Source organism: Gloeobacter violaceus PCC 7421 (assembly GCF_000011385.1).
Classification (GTDB): domain Bacteria; phylum Cyanobacteriota; class Cyanobacteriia; order Gloeobacterales; family Gloeobacteraceae; genus Gloeobacter; species Gloeobacter violaceus.
In genome coordinates this window covers 3,356,654-3,374,560 of record NC_005125.1, presented here as the reverse complement: position 1 = coordinate 3,374,560, position 17,907 = coordinate 3,356,654, and the positions used below count along the sequence as shown (strand labels likewise).

Genomic DNA, 17,907 nt, shown 5'->3' with positions numbered 1-17,907 from the left:
CGCGATTTGCCCGCTTTGATCCGCCCCCAGCAAGGGGTACTAGGCTTCGACGATCACCCGCAGATTGCCGCGCTTGTTGGCCACCCGGCAACTGGTGGCCGACCCGGAGGTTTCGAAGCGCAAGTCGAGCACCGAGGTGCCGACGCGCAGGTTTTTGAACTCCAAGTGGCTAAGCCAGGTGGGTAGAATCGGCTCGATAATCCGCAAGCAGTTGCCCGGCGCGTCGGGGACCAGGTTGACCATCGCCTGCAGAATCTGAAAGAGGCTGCCCGCCGCCCAGGCCTGGGGAGAGCAGGCCACCGGGTAGCTCGCCAGCAGAGTATCGTACTCGCTGCGGGTAAAGCCGCAAAACAGCTCCGGCAACCGGAAGGAAGGCTGGCTCTGGGCGACTTCGAAAAGCACCGAGCCGATTTCGAGCATCTGGGGCACCGCCCCCACCGAGCGCAGACCCAGGGCGATGAGCGAGTTGTCGTGGGGCCAGACCGAACCGGTGTGGTAGCCGATCGGATTGAAGGCGGGCGAGAGGCTGTGGAGGGTGCGAATCCCCCAGCCTGAGAACAAGTCCGGGGCGGTGAGGCGCTCTGCCACTTCCCGGCGATGCTCGCGGGTGAATATACCCGTGTGCAGGCAGTGGCCGGGGTTGGAGGCGATGCCGTCCACCGGCAGGCCGGAGCCGTCCAGGGCAAGGGCGCAGTAATCCTGTTCGTCGAGCCAAAAATCTTCGTTGAAGCGCTCCTTGAGCCGTTGCGCCTGCTGGTACCAGGTCTTGGCGTGTTCCTCTTCACCAAAAAGCGGAGCGAGTTGGGCAAGGCGCATCTTGCCTGCGTAGACGTAGCCCTGCACTTCGCACAGGGCGATCGGGCCTGTGGCAAGCCGGCCGTCGGCATGCACGATGCAGTCGTCGGAATCTTTCCAGCCCTGGTTGGCAAGGCCGCGCTCCGATTGGCGGCTGTAGGCCAGATAGCCCGCGAGCGGCCCGGTTTGCCCGGCACAGACGCGGTCGATCCAGCCCATCGCCGCGAGGGCATGGGGCCACATTTCGCGCAGCAGGGCGATGTCGGCGGTCCAGGCATAGTATTCGGCCAGCAGCATCAGCCACAGCGGCGTCGCGTCGATGGTGCCGTAGTAGGGGGTGTGGGGTACTTCCCGGCAGCGGGCCAGTTCGCCGCGACGAACTTCGTGCAGAATCTTGCCCGGTTGTTCGTCGCGCCAGGGGTTGTCCTGCTTGCCCTGGAAGTGGGCGAGCAGCTTGAGCGTCTCGCGGGCGATAGTCGGGTCCAGCAGAAGCGTCTGGGAGGCGGTGATGAGCGCGTCGCGGCCGAACAAGGTCGAGAACCAGGGCACCCCCGCCGCGAGCGAGCGGCCCTCCGGCATCGTGAGGCGCAGCAAAAACAGATCTCTAGTCGAGCGCTCCAGGGCTTGGTCGAACAGATCGTTGTCGGAACTGATCTGGGTGATGCCCGTTCGCCAGCCCTGCTGCTCGCTGTGGGCGGTGGCGCGGGCCTGCTCGAAGGTGGCGGGCGGCGGGGTGAACGAAGCCGACTCGCCATTCAGCAGCAGCAGCATCCGGTACTGCATCTCCACGCGCTGGTGGGCTTTGAGGATAAAAGTCCACTCGGCGGTGTGGTCGGTGAGCCGATCGGGGGGATGGGCAAACTGGATGCGCCCCTCCATGACGCTCCCGTCCCGCCCCCGGTAGGCAAGAATAAGCGTATCGGCGGGCAACGCGCCCTTGGTGCGCAAAAATTCGCCCCGCTTGCCGCGGTGGAAGCCGCGCACCTCGAATAGATCCGCGAAGTCGGAGCCGAAACTGAGGCTGAGGGTCGCCTCCGCGGGAGTGACCGCATAATTGGTCAGCTCGATGGATTCGAACAGCGCCCCGTACAGCACAATGTGGCGGCGGATGCCGATCGTGTCGGGCTTCAGGGCGTTTTGGGAACCGTTGGTCAGCAGCATCGCAGCGGCAAACCCGGCATCGGCACTGCCGGACAGCAAGACCGGCGGCTCGCCGTTGAGACGCATCTCCAATCGCGACAGATAGCGCGTGTCTGCGCAAAACAGCCCCATGCTCGTGGTGCGGCAGCTTCCCGGAACATTGCCCAGCGCGTCGCAAACGAGAAACAGATCGTTGTGCTTGATAGTGCGAAGCGGTGTCAAAGCATCGGTATAGCTGCAGGACCAGCCATCGGTGGCCTGCTCGTCGAGTGCGAAGCGTTCCATGAACAACTGACGGGTGGTTGGTGTAGGAGTGGACGAAGGCCGCCTCCGACGCTTTTCGCCCGTACCAAACATAGCCTACGCGGGGATCATCCCCGCGGGGCGGTCGGCAGGGCAGGCAGGCTAGACCCGATGGGAGAGGGCGCCGTTGCGGCTTGCGAGCACCGCCCGGTAGGCCGCTTCGTAGCCGTCGGTCATGCGCTCGACGGTAAATTGGCGCATGACGTGGTCGCGGCAGTCCTGGCGGCGAATCGTCTCGATCCGACCGACCCGCTCCACCATTTCCTCGATGCTGTTCACCAGGTAGCCGGTCCGACCGTCGACAACCACCTCGGGAGCCGCTCCCATCGCCATGGCCAAAACCGGCGTCCCGCAAGCCATCGACTCGATCATCACCAGGCCGAAAGGCTCGCGCCAGGTGATCGAAAAGAGCGTCGCCACCGCCCCGGCGAGCAAGGACGCTTTTTCTAGATGGCTCACTTCGCCCAGGTACTGGATTTGCTTGCCGTCGATTTGGGGTTTGACCTGCTCCTGGTAGAACTCGCGATCCACCGGGTCGACTTTGCCTGCCATCTTGAGCGTCCAGCCGGTGCGGCGGGCCACTTCGATGGCCTGCAGCGGCCCTTTTTCCGGGGAGATGCGCCCCACAAAAGCCAGGTAGGGCTCCTCGGCGTCGGGCTCGGCTTGAAAGCGATAGAGGTTCGAATCGATACCGTTGTAAACAGTACTCAGGTAATTGAGGCCCAGACTGTAGTCGCGCTGGGCCTCGCTGATGCTGATATAGGGCTGTTGGCAGCACTGGCGATAAATTTTGCTGTTGTCGGCGGTAAAAATCCCGTGGAGGGTATGGACGGTCGGTGTCTTCACCAAGCCCGAATAAGGCAAGGCTGCGCAGCCGATGTGGGAGTGGATGACATCGAACGCTTCGGCCATCTCGTAGACCCGGCTCATCTGCATCATCTCGTAGATGCCGGGCTCACGGATGCGATCATCGAGCCTCAGGGCGCGGTCGTGGACCGAGTGGAGCGCCGCCAGGGTCTGGGAATCCCCCGAAGCAAAAAGCGTCACCTCGTGGCCCCGCCTCACCAGCTCGTCGGTCACCAAGCCCACCACCAGTTCAATGCCACCGTAACCGGGAGGGGGTACGCGCTCGTATAGAGGAGCCACCTGTGCAATGCGCATCTATTTTCTCCATTGCTGTTTACCGGATGACCGCTGCAGTTACTCTGCACCGCTTGTGCACGGCGGTCGTCAAGTACGGAAAATCCTGTTCTGCGCAAGTATAGGGGCATTCAGCCGCTGCAGCGCATCTGCCCTGGGAAGGAGCAAGGCTGTGGACAAACTTACCCATGAAGACCAAAAAATCATTGCATTGTGATCGGCGTGGTGGCGGCGATCGGGTTTTTGCCCCTGATCGCCAAGGGCTCGAAAAGCTGCTCCCGGACAGACTGGGTGACAGCGGCGAGCCGCGGTCGGAGGGCGAAGCCGAGAAACAACCCGAGCGCGTTTGAGCGTTTTTATATCCCAGGCGAAGCCCCGGCCGCACGCGGCCGGGGCTTCGCCTATCGGTGGGCTTTACTGGGTTGAGGCTAAGACGGCCGGCACTGCCGTCAACCCAAGGGTCGGACCGCCCTCAAATTTTTGATGCCAATATTCTAAGAATCTCTTCCCTAAGAATGCTCTGTAACGCACGGCCGCAAAACGGTTGTCGTGCGATTTTCACTCACTAGAGCCTGCGATGCAGTCGTGTGCATCCAGTATCCGTGATTACTACAAACCAAACACTCTGGAGACTCCTACCCACGCAATAGATGCTCGAATGCTATCAGCTCCACTGATAAATCCCGATCTAGATCCATTGATCTCTGATGTATGTTGAACTGCTTTGCTATTGCAATGAAAGGCTCTCTGTTATTTGATGATTTTGTGAGATCGCGTTGAAAACGAATGCAAATGCCTTTCATTTGCTGTTCTTATTCTTTTGCGAGAGCGATACTATTATGGCATCGAAGGGAACGAACAGGGTTTGCTGTTGACGACAAATAGTAACTTGGTTTGTCGTTGTTGTGTGATTGAAAATAAGCGTATTTGGAGTGGAATATGCAGACGCTTGATGCTTCAACGAAAGAGCGCCATAGCGCGCAATTGGTGGTGAGCGTTCACGGTAGCGGCGACACCCTTTGCCTGCAAGCTGCCGAGGTGATGCGGCAGGTGGCGGCCAGGCGCAGCGGTTCTGTGCAGGTGCTCGAGTTGCCCCTTGATCCAAGCGCCCCGTTGGGCGAGGCCGACGAATTGCCTGTGATTGCCTTCGGCCAAAGGACGGTTTATACAGGCTGCCCTACGCTGGAGCAGGCGGAAGAGCTGCTTCGACGTGAAGAAATCGCAAGTCGCGTTTCGAAGTATGCTATCAACAATAGCGCCGTGGTGCGTCTTTTTGCCGAGGGCAAAGTGGCCGTCGATCCGGCGGCACTCGCGCACTATTACCCAATTTCGCTCGACTTTCCGATTTTTTTGGCCAGGGCGATTGGACATGTCCGCGACGAGAATGCACGCCTGCTGCTGGTGGGCAACCTCTATGAGGAGCACGGTAATCTCGATGCCAGCCAGACCCATCCTGAGCTATTTCGCAACTATATTCGCGCCCTCGACTTGAACCCGGATGCGTTTGTCAATCTCGACAATGCGCCCGCCGCCGCGGTTGTCGAACGCTACAACGCAGTTTGCGCCGAAGGGCCTGATCACCGCGCCCTTGCGATGCTCTACGGATTTGAAAAACAGTTCAGCCCGATCTGCACGCTGCTTGCCGCTGGGTTGCGCCGACTGGAACTCGACGAGGATGCCGTTCGCTTCTTCGATGTCCACTCCGAAGTGGATGTCGATCACGCCGAACAGCTGCGCTTCGCACTGTTTGGGGCGTGCGACAGCCCACGCAAATGGGAAGAGGCGCTCGAAGTCGCGGTCGAAGCGAGCGGACTGCTCTACGATTTCTTCGATACCACCCTCAAACCCGTCCCGCGCCCTTAGGAATGCTATGGAAAAGCACAGTCTATTCTTCGAGCCAGGTCACCCGAACGCGGTCTCCACCGAACAGCGGGCCGCCTTGCTGCTGGAGGCGGTGCGCGCCCAGGTCGCCTTTGCCCACCGGCATGTGCCCTTCTGGGCCGATCGGCTGCAAAAACACGGCCTCCCCCCCACCCTCGACAGCCTCGAAGAATTTGCCGCCCTACCGCCGATGACCAAGGCGGAACTGCGGGTGCTTTCGCCGTGGGATTTGCTGCCGGACGCCAGTCGGAGCCGTTTGTATCTATGCCGCGCCACGAGCGGCACGACTGGCGTTCCCGCTTCGTTTTTTTGGACCCGGCCCGACTGGCAGGCCCTCGCGATGACCCTGGCGGCGTTGCTCGAAACCCACAGGCCACGGACCCTCCTGCAACTGGTCGCCTTCAACGGCTACCACCAGGGCCACCTGATGGGGCCGGCCTACGACGACGGTCTGCGGCAGATGGGAGCCACCGTCATCCCCCGCCACTATCTGGCCGACGACGAAGCTTCGACAGTCCAGCAAATCGAAACGTTCGGGTGCAACACCCTGGTACTTGCCCAGCGCTCGGGCCTCAAAAAAAGCGGCAAAACGGTCGAAGATTTGTTGCGCCACGAGCCGGAGCTGTTCCGCCGCCACGGCATCCGCTGGTGGATAGGTTCGAGCAGCACGTTTACTCCCGAGTTGCGCGAGCATGCCTGCGAGCAGGGGGCAACCGTCACCAACCTGTACGGCTCTTCTGAATTCGGTACCCTCGGGATCGCCTGCCGAGAGCACCCGGAGGAATTTCACCTGGCTTTGGGACACGTCTACGTCGAGATCGTCGATGTCCGGGGGCGACCGGTGACGGCGGGACACAGGGGCCGGGTGGTCATCACCCGCCTGCTCGGGTACGACCAGGAGCGGGGGGCTGTTCCCCAGGCGGGCTCGCAACTGTTGCGCCTCGACAACGGCGACGAAGCGCTTTTGGTGGATACAGCTTGTACCTGCGGGCTCACGACCCCGCGCATCCGCGACATCGGCCGGGGTGGGGCGGCCGGGGCCGGGTTTTGAACCCAAAAAAGCGGCGCACCGACCGGTGCGCCGCTTTGGTGACTTTGCAACCGGTTGCTACGGCAGCGGCGCGTTCACGGCCGCCTCGGCGTTGATAAAGCCGAAGCCGTCCAGAATCGAATAGCCCTTGCCGATTTTGTTGGTGAACACCCCGGTGATCTGAGCGCCCGAGGCGAGGGTGCCGGTGAAGGTGACCCCGCCGGTGGCGACGGTCCCCTGCGGAATCAGCACCCCGTCGCCCAACAGGTCGGCGGAGTTGCCGCCCGCCGCCGAGGGCGGATTGAAGGCGGTCGGAAACTCGTCGCGGTCGATCCCGAAGGTAAGCAGGCTGCCGGGGCCGAACACGCCGGGGGTGAGGGTAACGGCCAGCGTGCTCGATTGGCCTGCCGCACCCGGTGAGGGCGGCGTCGGCCCGAGGGTGCCGGTGACGTCGGAGGCACTCAGGCCGCGGGTGATCCCGACCGTAAACGGCAAACCGGAGCCGTCGCGCGAGTCGAAGACCAGACCTGGATCGCTGGTGGCCCCGGTCGGATTGCCGGTGGTGCCGTCCAGGGTGAAGCGCTCCAGGCTGCCCGCGCCGGTGAAAGTGACCCGGAAGAAGTTCGGATCGGTCTGGGAGGTGAGGCTGCCGTCGCCCACCGCCTTGAAGGTGACCCGCGCACCGCCCAGGCGCACAAGGCCGCTGGCGAAGTACGGGTCGAGGTCGTGGGGGAAGGCGCTCTGCTGGAGGATCGTGCGCATCTGAGCCGGAGTGACCGAGAAAGGTCCGCCGTTTTTGTCAAGCACCAGCGCGGCGATGGCCGCGGCGTGGGGGGCAGCGGCGCTGGTGCCGAAGAAGTTGGCGAAGCGGTCCGGGTCGGCGGTGCTGTCGCCCACCGAGGGCACCGGCGAGGGGAAGAAGGTGTTGTTGGCACCGTCCATCGCGGCCATGTCGGGTTTGAGGCGCACCTCGGGAACCGGGAGACGATTGCCCTCGGTGTCGAAGAAGATCGTCACCGGCCCCGGCGAGGTGAAGCTTTCGGGAATAAACGGCGGGAAGAAGGCGTAGGCCGCCACGCCGTTGCCGCCCGCCGCCGAGTTGTGGCCGAAGGTGACCGGGTAGTCGTAGGCGAAGTACTCGGTCGGCTCGCCCGTGGTGAACCAGACGTAGCGCAGTTTGCTCGCCGGGGTGGGTGAAGGGGCCGGGGTATTGGCGCGGGCGATCACCAGTTGCAGTGTGTCGAGGCCCGAGAGCCCGGCTAGTTCCAGGGGGCGGTTGGCGCCGATATTGTCGGTGGCCGCCGCCCCGATGAAGTTGCCGTCCGCGTCAAAAAACAGGGCATTGAAATCGGAGGTGACCGGTAGCGCACCGGTAATCTCGTTGGCGGTGATCGTAAACGGCCCGGTGTCGCCCTGGAAGCCCGAAACTTCTACGGTGTAGGTACCGGCGACATCGGCGGTGAAGCCCAGCACCTCGGGGCTGGTGCCGGTGTCGATGGTCTGCAGGACGGTACCCGCAGGATCTCTAAGCGTCAGCACGATGTCGAGATCGCCCGAGGGCACGCCGTCCGCGAAGACCTGCACGGATTGTCCGGCACTCACGGCAATCGGGAAACTGGCCACCGGCTGGGCGGCGGTGATCGTGCCGCTGCTATCGAGCAGCGTCTCGCCCAGGGGAATTTCCGCGTCGTAGGGGTCGTCCCACTGCAGCACCAGCGTACCGCCCGCGGCCGGGTCGAGCCGGATCGACTGGGCGATATCGAGTCCTTGGGGGTTGAAGTTGTGGAAGCCCCCGGCGTACAGCGCACTGGGAATGCCCGCGAGCTTGATGTTGGTGCCCGCCAGGGCGGCGGGGGCGGCCGGTACCAGCCTCAAGTCCGAGAAGTACGCCTGGGTGGAAGGCCGGTTGCCGGCCGAGGAGAAGTAGGCCACACCCTGGGCGGCCACCTCGTCCACCGCCTGGGCGATGATGCCGTCGGTAAAGAACGGTTCAGACAGATAGATGATGTCGTCCACAATCACGCTGGCACCACACCCCAGGGTCGGATCGGCGAGATTGCGGATGTTGTTGGCGAAATTCACCTCGCCGCCGGTGGCGGTGGCAAAGCACAGCTTCGCCTTGGGAGCGAGGTCGTGGATAATCTGCAGCATCGCCCGGCCCTCGTCGATGTCATCGGAGGCGCCGTCCTGGAGCACCACCACCGGTTGGGCGTTGTTCGGATTGCCCGGGCCGGGCAGGTCGCCCGAGGCGACGTCGTCCGCCGCCCGGATAGTGAGCGGAAAACCGCCCAGATCCACTGCGGCCGTGTCGTAGCTGTCGGAGAGGGCGCCCACGGTGATGCCGCCGCCGTCGATACCGGCAGGGAGCTTGTCCACCCGGTGCTGGACGACGCCCTGGCTGGTGGTGGCCCCCACATCGGTCACCGGTTTGGGCACCAGGTGCACCGCCGAAACCCCCGGTAGCCCCGCCAGCTTCGCGACCAGGGCGGGCGGCACGAACGCCTCGAAGACCCCGGCGCGGTAGCGGTCGCTCTCGGCGGTGATGCGCAGATCTTTCCAGTCGGTTCTGCCCTGCAGGGTGCGTTTGATCCCGGAGAGCGACTGCCTGCGGTTGAGGTGCACCGAGACCAGCACCCGGTTTTGTTTGTCGAACTGGGCCAGTTTGGTGAAATTCAAGCCGCGCCGGACGGCGGTCCGATTGAGCTGCCCCTTCTGCGCCTCGAACTGCTGGAGAAGCGGGGCGAGACCGGCGCCCAGATTGGCAGGCAGGCCAGAGGGTTTGGCCAGGGCAGGCGACACCGCCACGCCGAGGCCGAGGGCCAGACACGATGCGACAAAGCTCGTGCGGCGGGTGCTGGAGGGTAGAAAAAGTCGATGCATACAGGTGATTCCACGCTTTGGGCAGAACCGCAGGATTATATAGGCCGCCTCCAGCCGAAATCTAGTGGGCTCTATTACCACGAGGTCGGCTCGGCCCGTGCAAAGAAGGCGGGCCACCGCTTTGGACGGTGGCCCGGGTCAATGTGAATTTTCCTCGCGTTGCGTGAAAAGGTGAACTACGGCAGCGGCGCGTTCACCGCCGCCTCGGCGTTGATGAAGCCGAAGCCGTCGAGGGGCGTGTAGCCGGCGCCGATCTGGTTGGTGAAGACACCGCTGAAGCTCTGGCCGGAGCCGAGGCTGCCGCTGAAGGTGACCCCGCCGGCGGCGACGGTCCCCTGCGGAATCAACACCCCGTCGCCCAACAAGTCGGCGGAGTTGCCGCCCGCCGCTGAAGGGGGGCTGAAGGCGGTCGGCAACTCGTCGCGGTCGATCCCGAAGGTGAAGAAGTCGCCGCCGCCGAACACGCCGGGGGTGAGGGTGACCGCGAGGGTGCTCGATTGGCCCGCCACCGCCGGGGAGGGCGGCGTCGGTCCGAGGGTGCCGGTGACGTCGGACGCGCTGAGTCCCCGGACGTTGCCGACGGTGAAGGGAAAGCCGGGAGGCGAGGTGGCCGCCGTGCGCGAATCGAAGACCAGGCCCGGATCGGCGGAAGCGCCGGTGGGATTGCCGGTGGTGCCGTCCAGGGTAAAGCCGCTCACAGTGCCCAGGCCCGCGACCCCGACGCGGAAGAAATTCGGATCGACCTGGGAGGTGAAGCTGCCGTCGCCCACGGCCCTAAACGAGATGCGCGTAGCGCCCGCCACGGCCACACCGCTTGCCAGGTACGGGTCGAGGTCGTGGGGGAAGGCGCTCTGCTGCAAGATCGTGCGCATCTGAGCCGGGGTGAGCGAGAAAGGTCCGCCGTTTTTCTGCAGCACCAGCGCGGCAATGGCTGCGGCGTGGGGGGCGGCGGCGCTGGTGCCGAAGAAGTTCGGGAAGGTGTCCGGATCGGCGCTGGTGTCGGAGGTGAAAAACGTCGTGTTCGCGCCGTCCATGGCGGCCATGTCCGGTTTCTGGCGCACTTCGGGGGTGGGCAGGCGATTGCCCTCGGTGTCAAAGAAGATCGTCACCGGACCCGGCGAGGTGAAGCCTTCGGGAATAAACGGCGCATAGAAGGCGTAGGCTGCCACCCCGTTGCCGCCCGCCGCCGAGTTGTGGCCGAAGGTGACCGGGTAGTCGTAGGCAAAGTACTCGGTGGGCGAACCGGAAGTAAACCAGACGTAGCGCAACTTACTCGCCGGGGTGGGCGAAGGGGGCGGGGTATTGGCCCGGGCAATCACCATCTGCAACGTCCCGGTGCCGCCGATGTCAAACAGTTCCAGCGGTCGGTTGCCGGCGATGTTGTCGGTGGCCGAGGCGAACAGGAAGTTGCCGTTGGTGTCAAAGAACAGCAAGTTGAAGTCGGAGGTGACCGGGACCGAACCGGATACTTCGTTGACCACGACCGTGAACGGTCCGGTGTCGCCTTCAAAACCGGTAATCCGGATGGTGTAGGTGCCCGTCTGGGCGAGGGTGGCGGCGTAAGTTTCCGGGCTGGTGCCGGTGTCGATGGTGGCAAGCACCGTGCCGTCGGGGGCGATGAACGTCAGAACAATGTCGAGATCGCCCGAGGGCACGCCGTCGGCGGTGATTTTAATCGCCTGTCCGGCGGTACCGGCAAAGGGAATATCTGCCACCGGTTGGGCTGTGGTGATTTCACCGGCGGTACTGAGCAGTTCCGGGCCTTCTTCGATGGGCGCGTCGTAAGGGTCGTCCCACTGGAAGCTGATCGTGCCGCCGCCGCTCAGCGAAATCGGCTGGGCGATATCGAGGCCGCGCGGGTTGAAGTTGTGGAAGCCCCCTGCGTAGAGCGCTGGATCGACACCGGTGAGCTTGATGTTGGTACCGGCGAGCGAACTGGTCGTGGGTGCCACCAGCTTCAGATCCGACAGATAGGCCTGGGTGGAGGGCCGGTTACCGGCCGAGGAGAAGTAGGGCACCCCCAAAGCTGCCACATCGTCCACCGCCTGGGCGATGATCCCGTCGGTGAAAAACGGTTCATCCAGGTAGATGATGTCATCGACGATCACGCTGGCACCACAACCCAGGGTCGGATCGGCAAGGCCCCGGATGTTGTTGGCGAAGCCCACCTGGCCAGTGAAGGCGGTGGCAAAGCACAGCTTCGCCTTGGGAGCGAGGTCGTGGATAATCTGCAGCATCGCCCGGCCCTCGTCGATACCCACATCATCCAGTTCTTCGAGGATCACCACCGGCTCGGTGTTGCCCAGCGGGTTACCGGGACCGGGCAGATCGCCGGTGGCGATGTCGTTGGCTGCTTTGACCGGGTTGGTGGAGGTGTTGTAGCTGTCGGAGAGCACACCGACGGTGATGCCGCTGCCGTCGATACCGGCGGGGAGCTGATCCACCCGGTGTTGGACGACGCCCTGGCTGGTGGTGGCCCCCACATCGGTGACCGGCCGGGGTACCAGGTGCACTGCTGAGACCGACCGCAATCCGGCTAGTTTGGAGACCGCCGCTACCGGCACGAACGCTTCGACGATCGCGGCACGCGTGCGATCACTCTCGGCGGTGATGCGCAGATCTTTGAGATCGTTCCTGCCCTGTACGGTGCGCTTGAATTCAGCCAACGGCCAGCCGCGCTTCAGGTGAATCGCCACCTGCACGCGCTGCTGCTTGTCGAAGATGGCGAGCCTGGTGTAATCGGCACCGAAGCGGGGAGCGGTGCGATCAAGGGCGCCGCGGTTGACGTTGTAGCGCTCGACAAGTTGGCCGAGGCCGCCGCCGAGATTGGCGGGCACACCGCCGGGACGGGCGGCGGCGGGAGCGGCGGCACAGGCGATGCCCAGGCCGAGCGCCAGCAAGGAAGCGGCAAAAGCCGTCGAGCGCGCGACCGGCAATGGGGAGGGTCGGTTGGTAAGAAGCATCTACACCACACAAGACAGAAACCGCCGGATTATAGTGGCTCCGAGCGCTCCATCACAAGCTGGAATTCCTTAATAAAGAAAACAGCATATTGTGCAGTGCTACATTGTGCAGCTGCCTACAAAAAGGCGATTTAGAGCGGCGCTATTTCGTGAAATTGCAGATGCGGATTGCGCTCGCTCATCTGCTGAAAGCCCCAGGGGGTCTTGAAGAGGATCACCAGACGACCCTCGTGGTCCTTGAGGCCCAGACTGTCGAAGTACCAGTCGATCGTTTCGAGATCCTCCAGCTGCTTGGCGGTGATCCAGCGCGCCAGTGTCCAGGGCAGCGGTTCGAGGATCGTCTCGACGTGGTACTCGCTTTCGAGGCGAAAACGCACGACGTCGAACTGCAGCTGGCCCACCGCGGCCAGAATCGGATCGCGCTTCGCTTCGTCCTGGTGAAAGAGTACCTGCACCGCGCCTTCCTCGCGCAATTGGGTGACGCCCTTGAGAAACTGCTTGTACTTGGAAGGGTTCGGGTTTCGGAGGGTGGCGAAGTGCTCGGGCGGAAAAAGCGGGATACCTTCAAAAGCCAGCGGTTTGCCCAGACAGATCGTGTCGCCGATGGCGAAGGTGCCGGGGTTAATGACCCCGACGATGTCGCCCGCGTAGGCTTCTTCGACCGTCTCGCGCTCCTGGCCGAAGAGTTTGAGCGAGCGCGACAGGCGCACCTTTTTGCCCGAACGGGTGTGGTGGACGGTCATGTCCTTTTCAAACTTGCCCGAGCAAACGCGAATAAACGCGACCCGGTCGCGGTGCTGCGGGTCCATGTTGGCCTGGATCTTGAAGACGAAACCCGAAAAATCCTCAGCCACCGGCGAAATCACGCCGGTATTGGCCGATCGCGTCCCCGGCCGCGAGGCAAAGCGAATAAACGCATCGAGAAACAGCTGCACCCCAAAGTTGTTGGCGGCACTGCCGAAGAAGACCGGGGTGAGTTTGCCCTGCGCTACACGCTCGATGTCGAAAGGTACCCCAACCCCATCCAACAGCTCGATCTCTTCGACAATCTGGGCGTAGGTGCCTTCGTCCATCAGCACGCGCATGCGCTCGTCCCCAATCGCCCCCACCGTCACCGGCGCCATCTTCTTGCCCCCGGTCGTGCGGTCGAACAGATGAACCGTATGCTCCAGGCGATCGAAGACCCCCCGGAAGGTATCGCCCATGCCGATCGGCCAGTTGACTGGGTAGACGTCGATGCCCAGCACTTTTTCGATCTCGTCCAACAGTTCGAGCGGCTCGCGCCCCGGCCGATCCAGTTTGTTGATAAACGTAAAAATCGGAATGCCGCGCATCCGGCAGACGTCGAAGAGCTTGCGCGTCTGGGCTTCGATGCCTTTGGCGGCGTCGATGAGCATCGCGGCGTTGTCGGCGGCGGCGAGGGTCCGGTAGGTATCCTCCGAAAAATCCTGGTGGCCCGGGGTATCCAGCAAATTGATCTGGCAGTCGCGGTAGACAAACTGCAGCACCGTCGAGGTGATCGAGATGCCGCGCTGCTGTTCCATGGCCATCCAGTCGGAGGTGGCGTGGCGCTGGTTGCGCCGGGCGCGCACCGAACCGGCCATGTCGATCGCCCCTCCGTAGAGCAGGAGCTTCTCGGTGAGCGTCGTCTTGCCGGCGTCGGGGTGCGAGATAATGGCGAAGGTGCGGCGTCTGCCGACTTCGGCGGCGAGGGTGGGATTGCTCATGGGGGCAGAATTTCGGGCAATTACTGCCCCTAGCCTAACGTCTTGCGGTCGGGGGGCTCAAGTTGACATCGTCCCGAACTTGATTAATTCTAAGATTAGACTTTGTACGCATTGGCCATTCCCAGAGGAGACCCGCCCACCATGACCGCATCCGTTGGACTTCCGGCTCCGAGCTTCACGCTGAAAAGCACCAAGGGTGCCACCAGCCCCAAAAATCTTGGTGAGCCCATCGCGCTCACCGACTACCGGGGCAAGTGGTTGATCTTCTTTTTCTATCCGCTCGATTTTACGTTTGTATGCCCGACTGAAATTCTTGCCCTCTCCGATCGTTACGAAGAGTTTCAAGATCTCGACACCGAAGTGCTCGGTTGCTCCTGCGACAGCGTCTTTAGCCACTGGGCCTGGATCAGCACCCCGCGCGAGAAAAACGGCATTGCCGGACTGAAGTTCCCGCTGGTCGCCGATTTCACCAAAGATGTCGCCGAAGCCTACGGCGTGCTCAACGAAAAAGAAGGCTACTCCCAGCGCGGGCTGTTTATCATCGATCCCGACGGCATCCTCAAGTACGCGACGATCACCGACGACAACGTCGGCCGCTCGGTCGAGGAGACTATCCGCGTGCTGCAGGCGCTGCAAAACGGCGGCCTGTGCCCGGGCGACTGGAAGCCCGGCCAGAAAGTCCTCGAAGTCGTCTAGCCATGGCACTGCGCATGCGCGCTCCCCTGCCCTCTTTGGCGGGGGTGCCCACCTGGATTAACGGCGGCGAACCGAAGCCCGAGGATTACCAGGGCAAGGTGGTGCTGGTCCACTTCTGGTCGATCAGCTGCTACATCTGCCACGACGTGGTCGCGCAGTTCAACGCCATCCGCGACGAGTACCAGCCCAAGGGCGTCGTGGTGTTGAGCGTCCATCAGCCCCGCTCCGAAGCGGAACTCGACACCGGGGCGGTCACCAAGGACGCCGTTGAGGCGATGTTGCTCACCCAGCCGTGCGCCATCGACAGCGAGCACACGCTGGTGGAGCGCTTCACCAACGAGTACGTTCCCGGTTACTACGTCTTTGACCGCAAAGGCGAAATGCGCCACTTCCAGACCGGCGGCAAAGGCTACGAGCGCATCACCAAGGCGCTCGACCGCTGCCTGGTTGAAGGGTAAGCGCCTCGGTCGGTGCTGTTGTTGCGAAGGGCGCCGATTCCGGCGCCCTTTTGTTTTGACTATTTAGCCGCGCTGCCCGAAGTAGCGCAACTGCCGCACCGGACCGCGAACTTCCAGGCGGCTCACCGAAGCCCAGGGCGGGTTGAAGTGCCAGAAGCACTCCAGCGGCAAGCCGAGTCCCGCCAGCACCATGGCCCGAATTGGCCCTCCGTGGCAGACCGCGGCGATCGTCTGGTCCGCAAAGCGTTCAAGCGCCTCCTGGAAAAACTCGGCCACCCGCTCGCAAAGCTCACCGACCGATTCGCCCCCCGGTGGCCGAAATCCCACCGGATCGGCCATCCAGGCGGCAAAACCGGCGGGGTCGCTCGCCTGCAATGTGTCGCCATCCAGACCTTCCCAATCGCCAAAATCGCTCTCGCGCAGGCGCGGCTCGACCACGGGCGACGGCCAGGCCGCTTCGAGCAGACGGGCCGTCCGCCGGGCGCGCAGCAAGGGGCTGGTAAATACTTGTACAGGAAGCGATTCGCCCGCGAGCCAGCTCGCTAGAGCACGGACATTTTGGGCTCCCCCCGCGCTGAGATCGGGATCGGTGCGCCCGCAAAATTGTCTTTTTTCGCTCAACACGGTTTGCCCGTGCCGCACCAGATAAACAATGGTCAAGTAAACCCGCTCCTTCGGTTTCGTCGCCTGCAATACCGTGCCGACCTTTGCGATTGTGCCATAAGCAAGATGCTGTACTCAGCCCTCAATATCCGTATTTTTGCTGATCGTATTTTCCCGATCCCTAGCGGCGCCTTGTCCGCCCTGTTTACCTGCTTCGGAAGTTGCGATGGCTACTCAATGTGCGAATCCCCAGTGTGGGTATGACAATCTTTGTGCGTCAGTTAACCCTTTCTGCCCGGTGTGCGGGGAGCCGCTGCCCAGCGCCGACCGCCTGGCCCTCAAGCTGGTCGATCGCGATCTTGGTCTGGAGTTCTGGATTGCCCGAGACACGCTGATTGGCCGCGCAGCGGAGGGTGTCGATCTGTCGGGACTCACCCACAGCCAGGTGGTTTCCCGATCGCACGCCTTTATCCGCTGGGACGCCAACTATTCCACCTACACCGTCACCGATGTCAACAGCCGCAACGGTACGCTCCTCAACGGCTTCGCCCTGACACCCGGCATCGCCTACGCCCTGGGTGACGGCGACCGGCTGCAGTTGGGCCGCGACGGTCTGGTCGAAATGGCGGTTCTGGTGGGTGCCTCGGCCGGTTCACCCGTTGCCTGCAACCACAAAGCTGCTCCTCCTGCAGCCGAGATGCCTTCGACCCGTACCCAGAACGCTGTTCTGCCGATCCATCGCAATGCCTAAACACGCTTGGTACTGCGGTCGATGCGCTTAAGCGCACCGAACTTTGCGTTCAAGCAATCGACGAAGAAAGTTCACTTTTTTACGATGGGGTTTGAAATCCCCAAGCCGAAACCACCGCGCACCGGCGGTGCCCAACTCCTGCTTTCCGCACTTGAGGCCCTACGGCGCCGCACCGCCTACCACGACGTTGCGGATGCGCAGACTGGGGCCGCCGCAGCCCACCGCCAGGCCGTCCTGGCCACCTTTGCCGCAGCCGCCCGATTCGTCCCACTCGAAGTCGTCGCCAATCGCCTCGATATCCGCGAGGGTCTGAAAAACATTGCCCGAAAGGGTGACATCGCGCACCGGTTCGGCGATTTTGCCGTCTCTAATCATCCAGGCTTCGCCGGCGGTAAAGGTGAACATCTCGCCGTTGGTCATGCCCCCCAGCCAGTTGCGGGCGTAGACACCCTCGTGCACGCCGACGGGCAGGTCGGCCACCGACACGTCGCCCCGCTCGATCCAGGTATTGGTCATGCGCACGATCGGGGGGTAGGTGTAATCGAGGCAGCGGGCGTTGCCCGTCGGGGTTTCTTCAAGTTTGCCCGCCGTCTCGCGCGAGTGCAGGCGGCCCACCAGCTCGCCGTTGCGAATCAAGTGGGTGGTGGTGGCGGGCACCCCCTCGTCGTCGAAGGCGTAACTGCCCCGATGGCCATCGGGCAGTGCCCCGTCGAGAATATTGAGGGAACTGGGGCCGAAGCGGCGGCCGAGGCTCATCACTTCAAGCAAATCGGGGTTTTCGTAGGCCATGTCGGCCTCCGAGAGGTGACCGAAGGCCTCGTGGACGAACAGTCCCGTGAGAATCGGGTCGATGACGACGGTGTAGATACCGCCTCTGACCGGCGGCAGGCTCAAGGCGGCGACCGCCCGCTCCGCCGCCGCGCGTACTTTGGCGTCGAGATCCAACAGATCGTCGAAACCCCGACGCGAGCCGTGGGTCTCGCGTCCGGTCTGGACGGTGGCCCCGTCGCGGGCGGTTGCCGCAAAGCGCATCTCCAGGTCCACCCACTCCTGCTCCAGCAGGGTACCCTCGGAGGTGGCAATAAACACTTTTTGATGGCTGTCGCCGTAGCGGACGGTGGTGCTTGCCACCCGGGGCGATCCAGCGCGCAGGATTGCGTTGTAGTGGTCGCAAAGGGCCTTTTTTTCAGCCAGCGGCACCAGGCGCGGATCGCGTCCCACCAGACGCAGGCCCGTGACCCGGCGCACCGGTTCGACCGGCGCCAGCAGCGTTTGCTCGGTGCCGGTGAGCCGGGCGGCGGCGATCGCTTCTTCAAGGCGCGCTTCGAGGTCCGCAAGGCGGTTGAAGCTCGCGAACCCCCAGCCGCCGTTGTGGCAAGTGCGCACGTGACCGCCCACCGAGAGCGTCTCGCTGAGCGTCTCGACCAGATCGCCGCGCAGGGCGATGTCGGTACCCTGGGCCTGCTCGATGCGAATTTGCAAATAATCGACTTTGGAGCCGTAGGCGTGAACGAGGTGGTCGAGCAGATCTAGCATGGGG

Annotated in this window: 12 protein-coding genes; 5 read left to right on the top strand and 7 right to left on the bottom strand. The window is 63.2% G+C overall.

Annotation, left to right across the window (positions count from 1 at the left end):
- Window positions 1-39: 39 nt before the first annotated feature.
- Window positions 40-2,292: an amylo-alpha-1,6-glucosidase gene (locus GLL_RS16320; RefSeq protein ID WP_011143158.1), complete on the bottom strand. Its 2,253-nt coding sequence runs from the start codon at window positions 2,290-2,292 to the stop codon at window positions 40-42.
- A 48-nt stretch (window positions 2,293-2,340) separates the two neighbouring features.
- Window positions 2,341-3,399 carry a glycosyltransferase family 4 protein gene (locus tag GLL_RS16315; RefSeq protein WP_011143157.1) on the bottom strand — a complete coding sequence of 353 codons (1,059 nt, stop codon included), beginning with the start codon at window positions 3,397-3,399 and terminating at the stop codon, window positions 2,341-2,343.
- Window positions 3,400-4,317: 918 nt separating this feature from the next.
- Here GLL_RS16315 and GLL_RS16310 point away from each other — a divergent pair.
- Together GLL_RS16310 and GLL_RS16305 are read left to right on the top strand one after the other, a co-directional pair.
- Window positions 4,318-5,241, top strand: a complete 924-nt coding sequence (locus GLL_RS16310; protein ID WP_011143155.1) for an iron-containing redox enzyme family protein — start codon at window positions 4,318-4,320, stop codon at window positions 5,239-5,241.
- 7 nt (window positions 5,242-5,248) lie between these two features.
- The gene (locus tag GLL_RS16305) at window positions 5,249-6,310 is read left to right on the top strand and encodes a phenylacetate--CoA ligase family protein (RefSeq protein WP_011143154.1); all 1,062 of its coding nucleotides are present in this window, start codon (window positions 5,249-5,251) and stop codon (window positions 6,308-6,310) included.
- Between the two features lie 57 nt (window positions 6,311-6,367).
- On the opposite strand, the gene GLL_RS16300 is transcribed toward GLL_RS16305, so the two are convergent.
- The 3 genes from GLL_RS16300 to GLL_RS16290 all read right to left on the bottom strand — a co-directional run bounded on the left by GLL_RS16300 (window position 6,368) and on the right by GLL_RS16290 (window position 13,859).
- Window positions 6,368-9,169 carry a pre-peptidase C-terminal domain-containing protein gene (locus GLL_RS16300; protein ID WP_164929204.1) on the bottom strand — a complete coding sequence of 934 codons (2,802 nt, stop codon included), beginning with the start codon at window positions 9,167-9,169 and terminating at the stop codon, window positions 6,368-6,370.
- A gap of 176 nt (window positions 9,170-9,345) precedes the next feature.
- Entirely contained in the window at window positions 9,346-12,132 is a 2,787-nt protein-coding gene (locus tag GLL_RS16295) for a S8 family serine peptidase (RefSeq protein ID WP_011143152.1), read from the bottom strand.
- Window positions 12,133-12,263: 131 nt separating this feature from the next.
- Window positions 12,264-13,859, bottom strand: a complete 1,596-nt coding sequence (locus GLL_RS16290; protein ID WP_011143151.1) for a peptide chain release factor 3 — start codon at window positions 13,857-13,859, stop codon at window positions 12,264-12,266.
- Between the two features lie 141 nt (window positions 13,860-14,000).
- On the opposite strand from GLL_RS16290, the gene GLL_RS16285 reads away from it, so the two are divergent.
- Window positions 14,001-14,555 (top strand): peroxiredoxin, encoded by a 555-nt coding sequence (locus tag GLL_RS16285; RefSeq protein WP_011143150.1) that lies wholly within the window; start codon window positions 14,001-14,003, stop codon window positions 14,553-14,555.
- Window positions 14,556-14,557: 2 nt separating this feature from the next.
- On the top strand, window positions 14,558-15,013 hold the full coding sequence (locus GLL_RS16280; RefSeq protein WP_011143149.1) for a TlpA disulfide reductase family protein: 456 nt from the start codon (window positions 14,558-14,560) through the stop codon (window positions 15,011-15,013).
- 63 nt (window positions 15,014-15,076) lie between these two features.
- On the opposite strand, the gene GLL_RS16275 is transcribed toward GLL_RS16280, so the two are convergent.
- Window positions 15,077-15,673 carry a histidine phosphatase family protein gene (locus GLL_RS16275; protein ID WP_164929203.1) on the bottom strand — a complete coding sequence of 199 codons (597 nt, stop codon included), beginning with the start codon at window positions 15,671-15,673 and terminating at the stop codon, window positions 15,077-15,079.
- 241 nt (window positions 15,674-15,914) lie between these two features.
- Between GLL_RS16275 and GLL_RS16270 the strand changes: the two genes are divergently transcribed.
- Entirely contained in the window at window positions 15,915-16,367 is a 453-nt protein-coding gene (locus GLL_RS16270) for an FHA domain-containing protein (protein ID WP_164929202.1), read from the top strand.
- 159 nt (window positions 16,368-16,526) lie between these two features.
- Here the strand turns inward: GLL_RS16270 and GLL_RS16265 are convergent, their stop codons facing one another.
- Window positions 16,527-17,903 (bottom strand): TldD/PmbA family protein, encoded by a 1,377-nt coding sequence (locus GLL_RS16265; protein WP_164929201.1) that lies wholly within the window; start codon window positions 17,901-17,903, stop codon window positions 16,527-16,529.
- Between the last annotated feature and the right edge of the window lie 4 nt (window positions 17,904-17,907).

Bases quoted from the DNA above. Each gene is read 5' to 3' on its own strand.
- GLL_RS16305 (WP_011143154.1), top strand. From the start codon at position 5,249: ATGGAAAAGCACAGTCTATTCTTCGAGCCAGGTCACCCGAACGCGGTC.
- GLL_RS16285 (WP_011143150.1), top strand. From the start codon at position 14,001: ATGACCGCATCCGTTGGACTTCCGGCTCCGAGCTTCACGCTGAAAAGC.
- GLL_RS16265 (WP_164929201.1), bottom strand. From the start codon at position 17,903: ATGCTAGATCTGCTCGACCACCTCGTTCACGCCTACGGCTCCAAAGTC.
- GLL_RS16310 (WP_011143155.1), top strand. From the start codon at position 4,318: ATGCAGACGCTTGATGCTTCAACGAAAGAGCGCCATAGCGCGCAATTG.
- GLL_RS16300 (WP_164929204.1), bottom strand. From the start codon at position 9,169: ATGCATCGACTTTTTCTACCCTCCAGCACCCGCCGCACGAGCTTTGTC.
- GLL_RS16290 (WP_011143151.1), bottom strand. From the start codon at position 13,859: ATGAGCAATCCCACCCTCGCCGCCGAAGTCGGCAGACGCCGCACCTTC.
- GLL_RS16320 (WP_011143158.1), bottom strand. From the start codon at position 2,292: ATGTTTGGTACGGGCGAAAAGCGTCGGAGGCGGCCTTCGTCCACTCCT.
- GLL_RS16315 (WP_011143157.1), bottom strand. From the start codon at position 3,399: ATGCGCATTGCACAGGTGGCTCCTCTATACGAGCGCGTACCCCCTCCC.
- GLL_RS16295 (WP_011143152.1), bottom strand. From the start codon at position 12,132: ATGCTTCTTACCAACCGACCCTCCCCATTGCCGGTCGCGCGCTCGACG.
- GLL_RS16280 (WP_011143149.1), top strand. From the start codon at position 14,558: ATGGCACTGCGCATGCGCGCTCCCCTGCCCTCTTTGGCGGGGGTGCCC.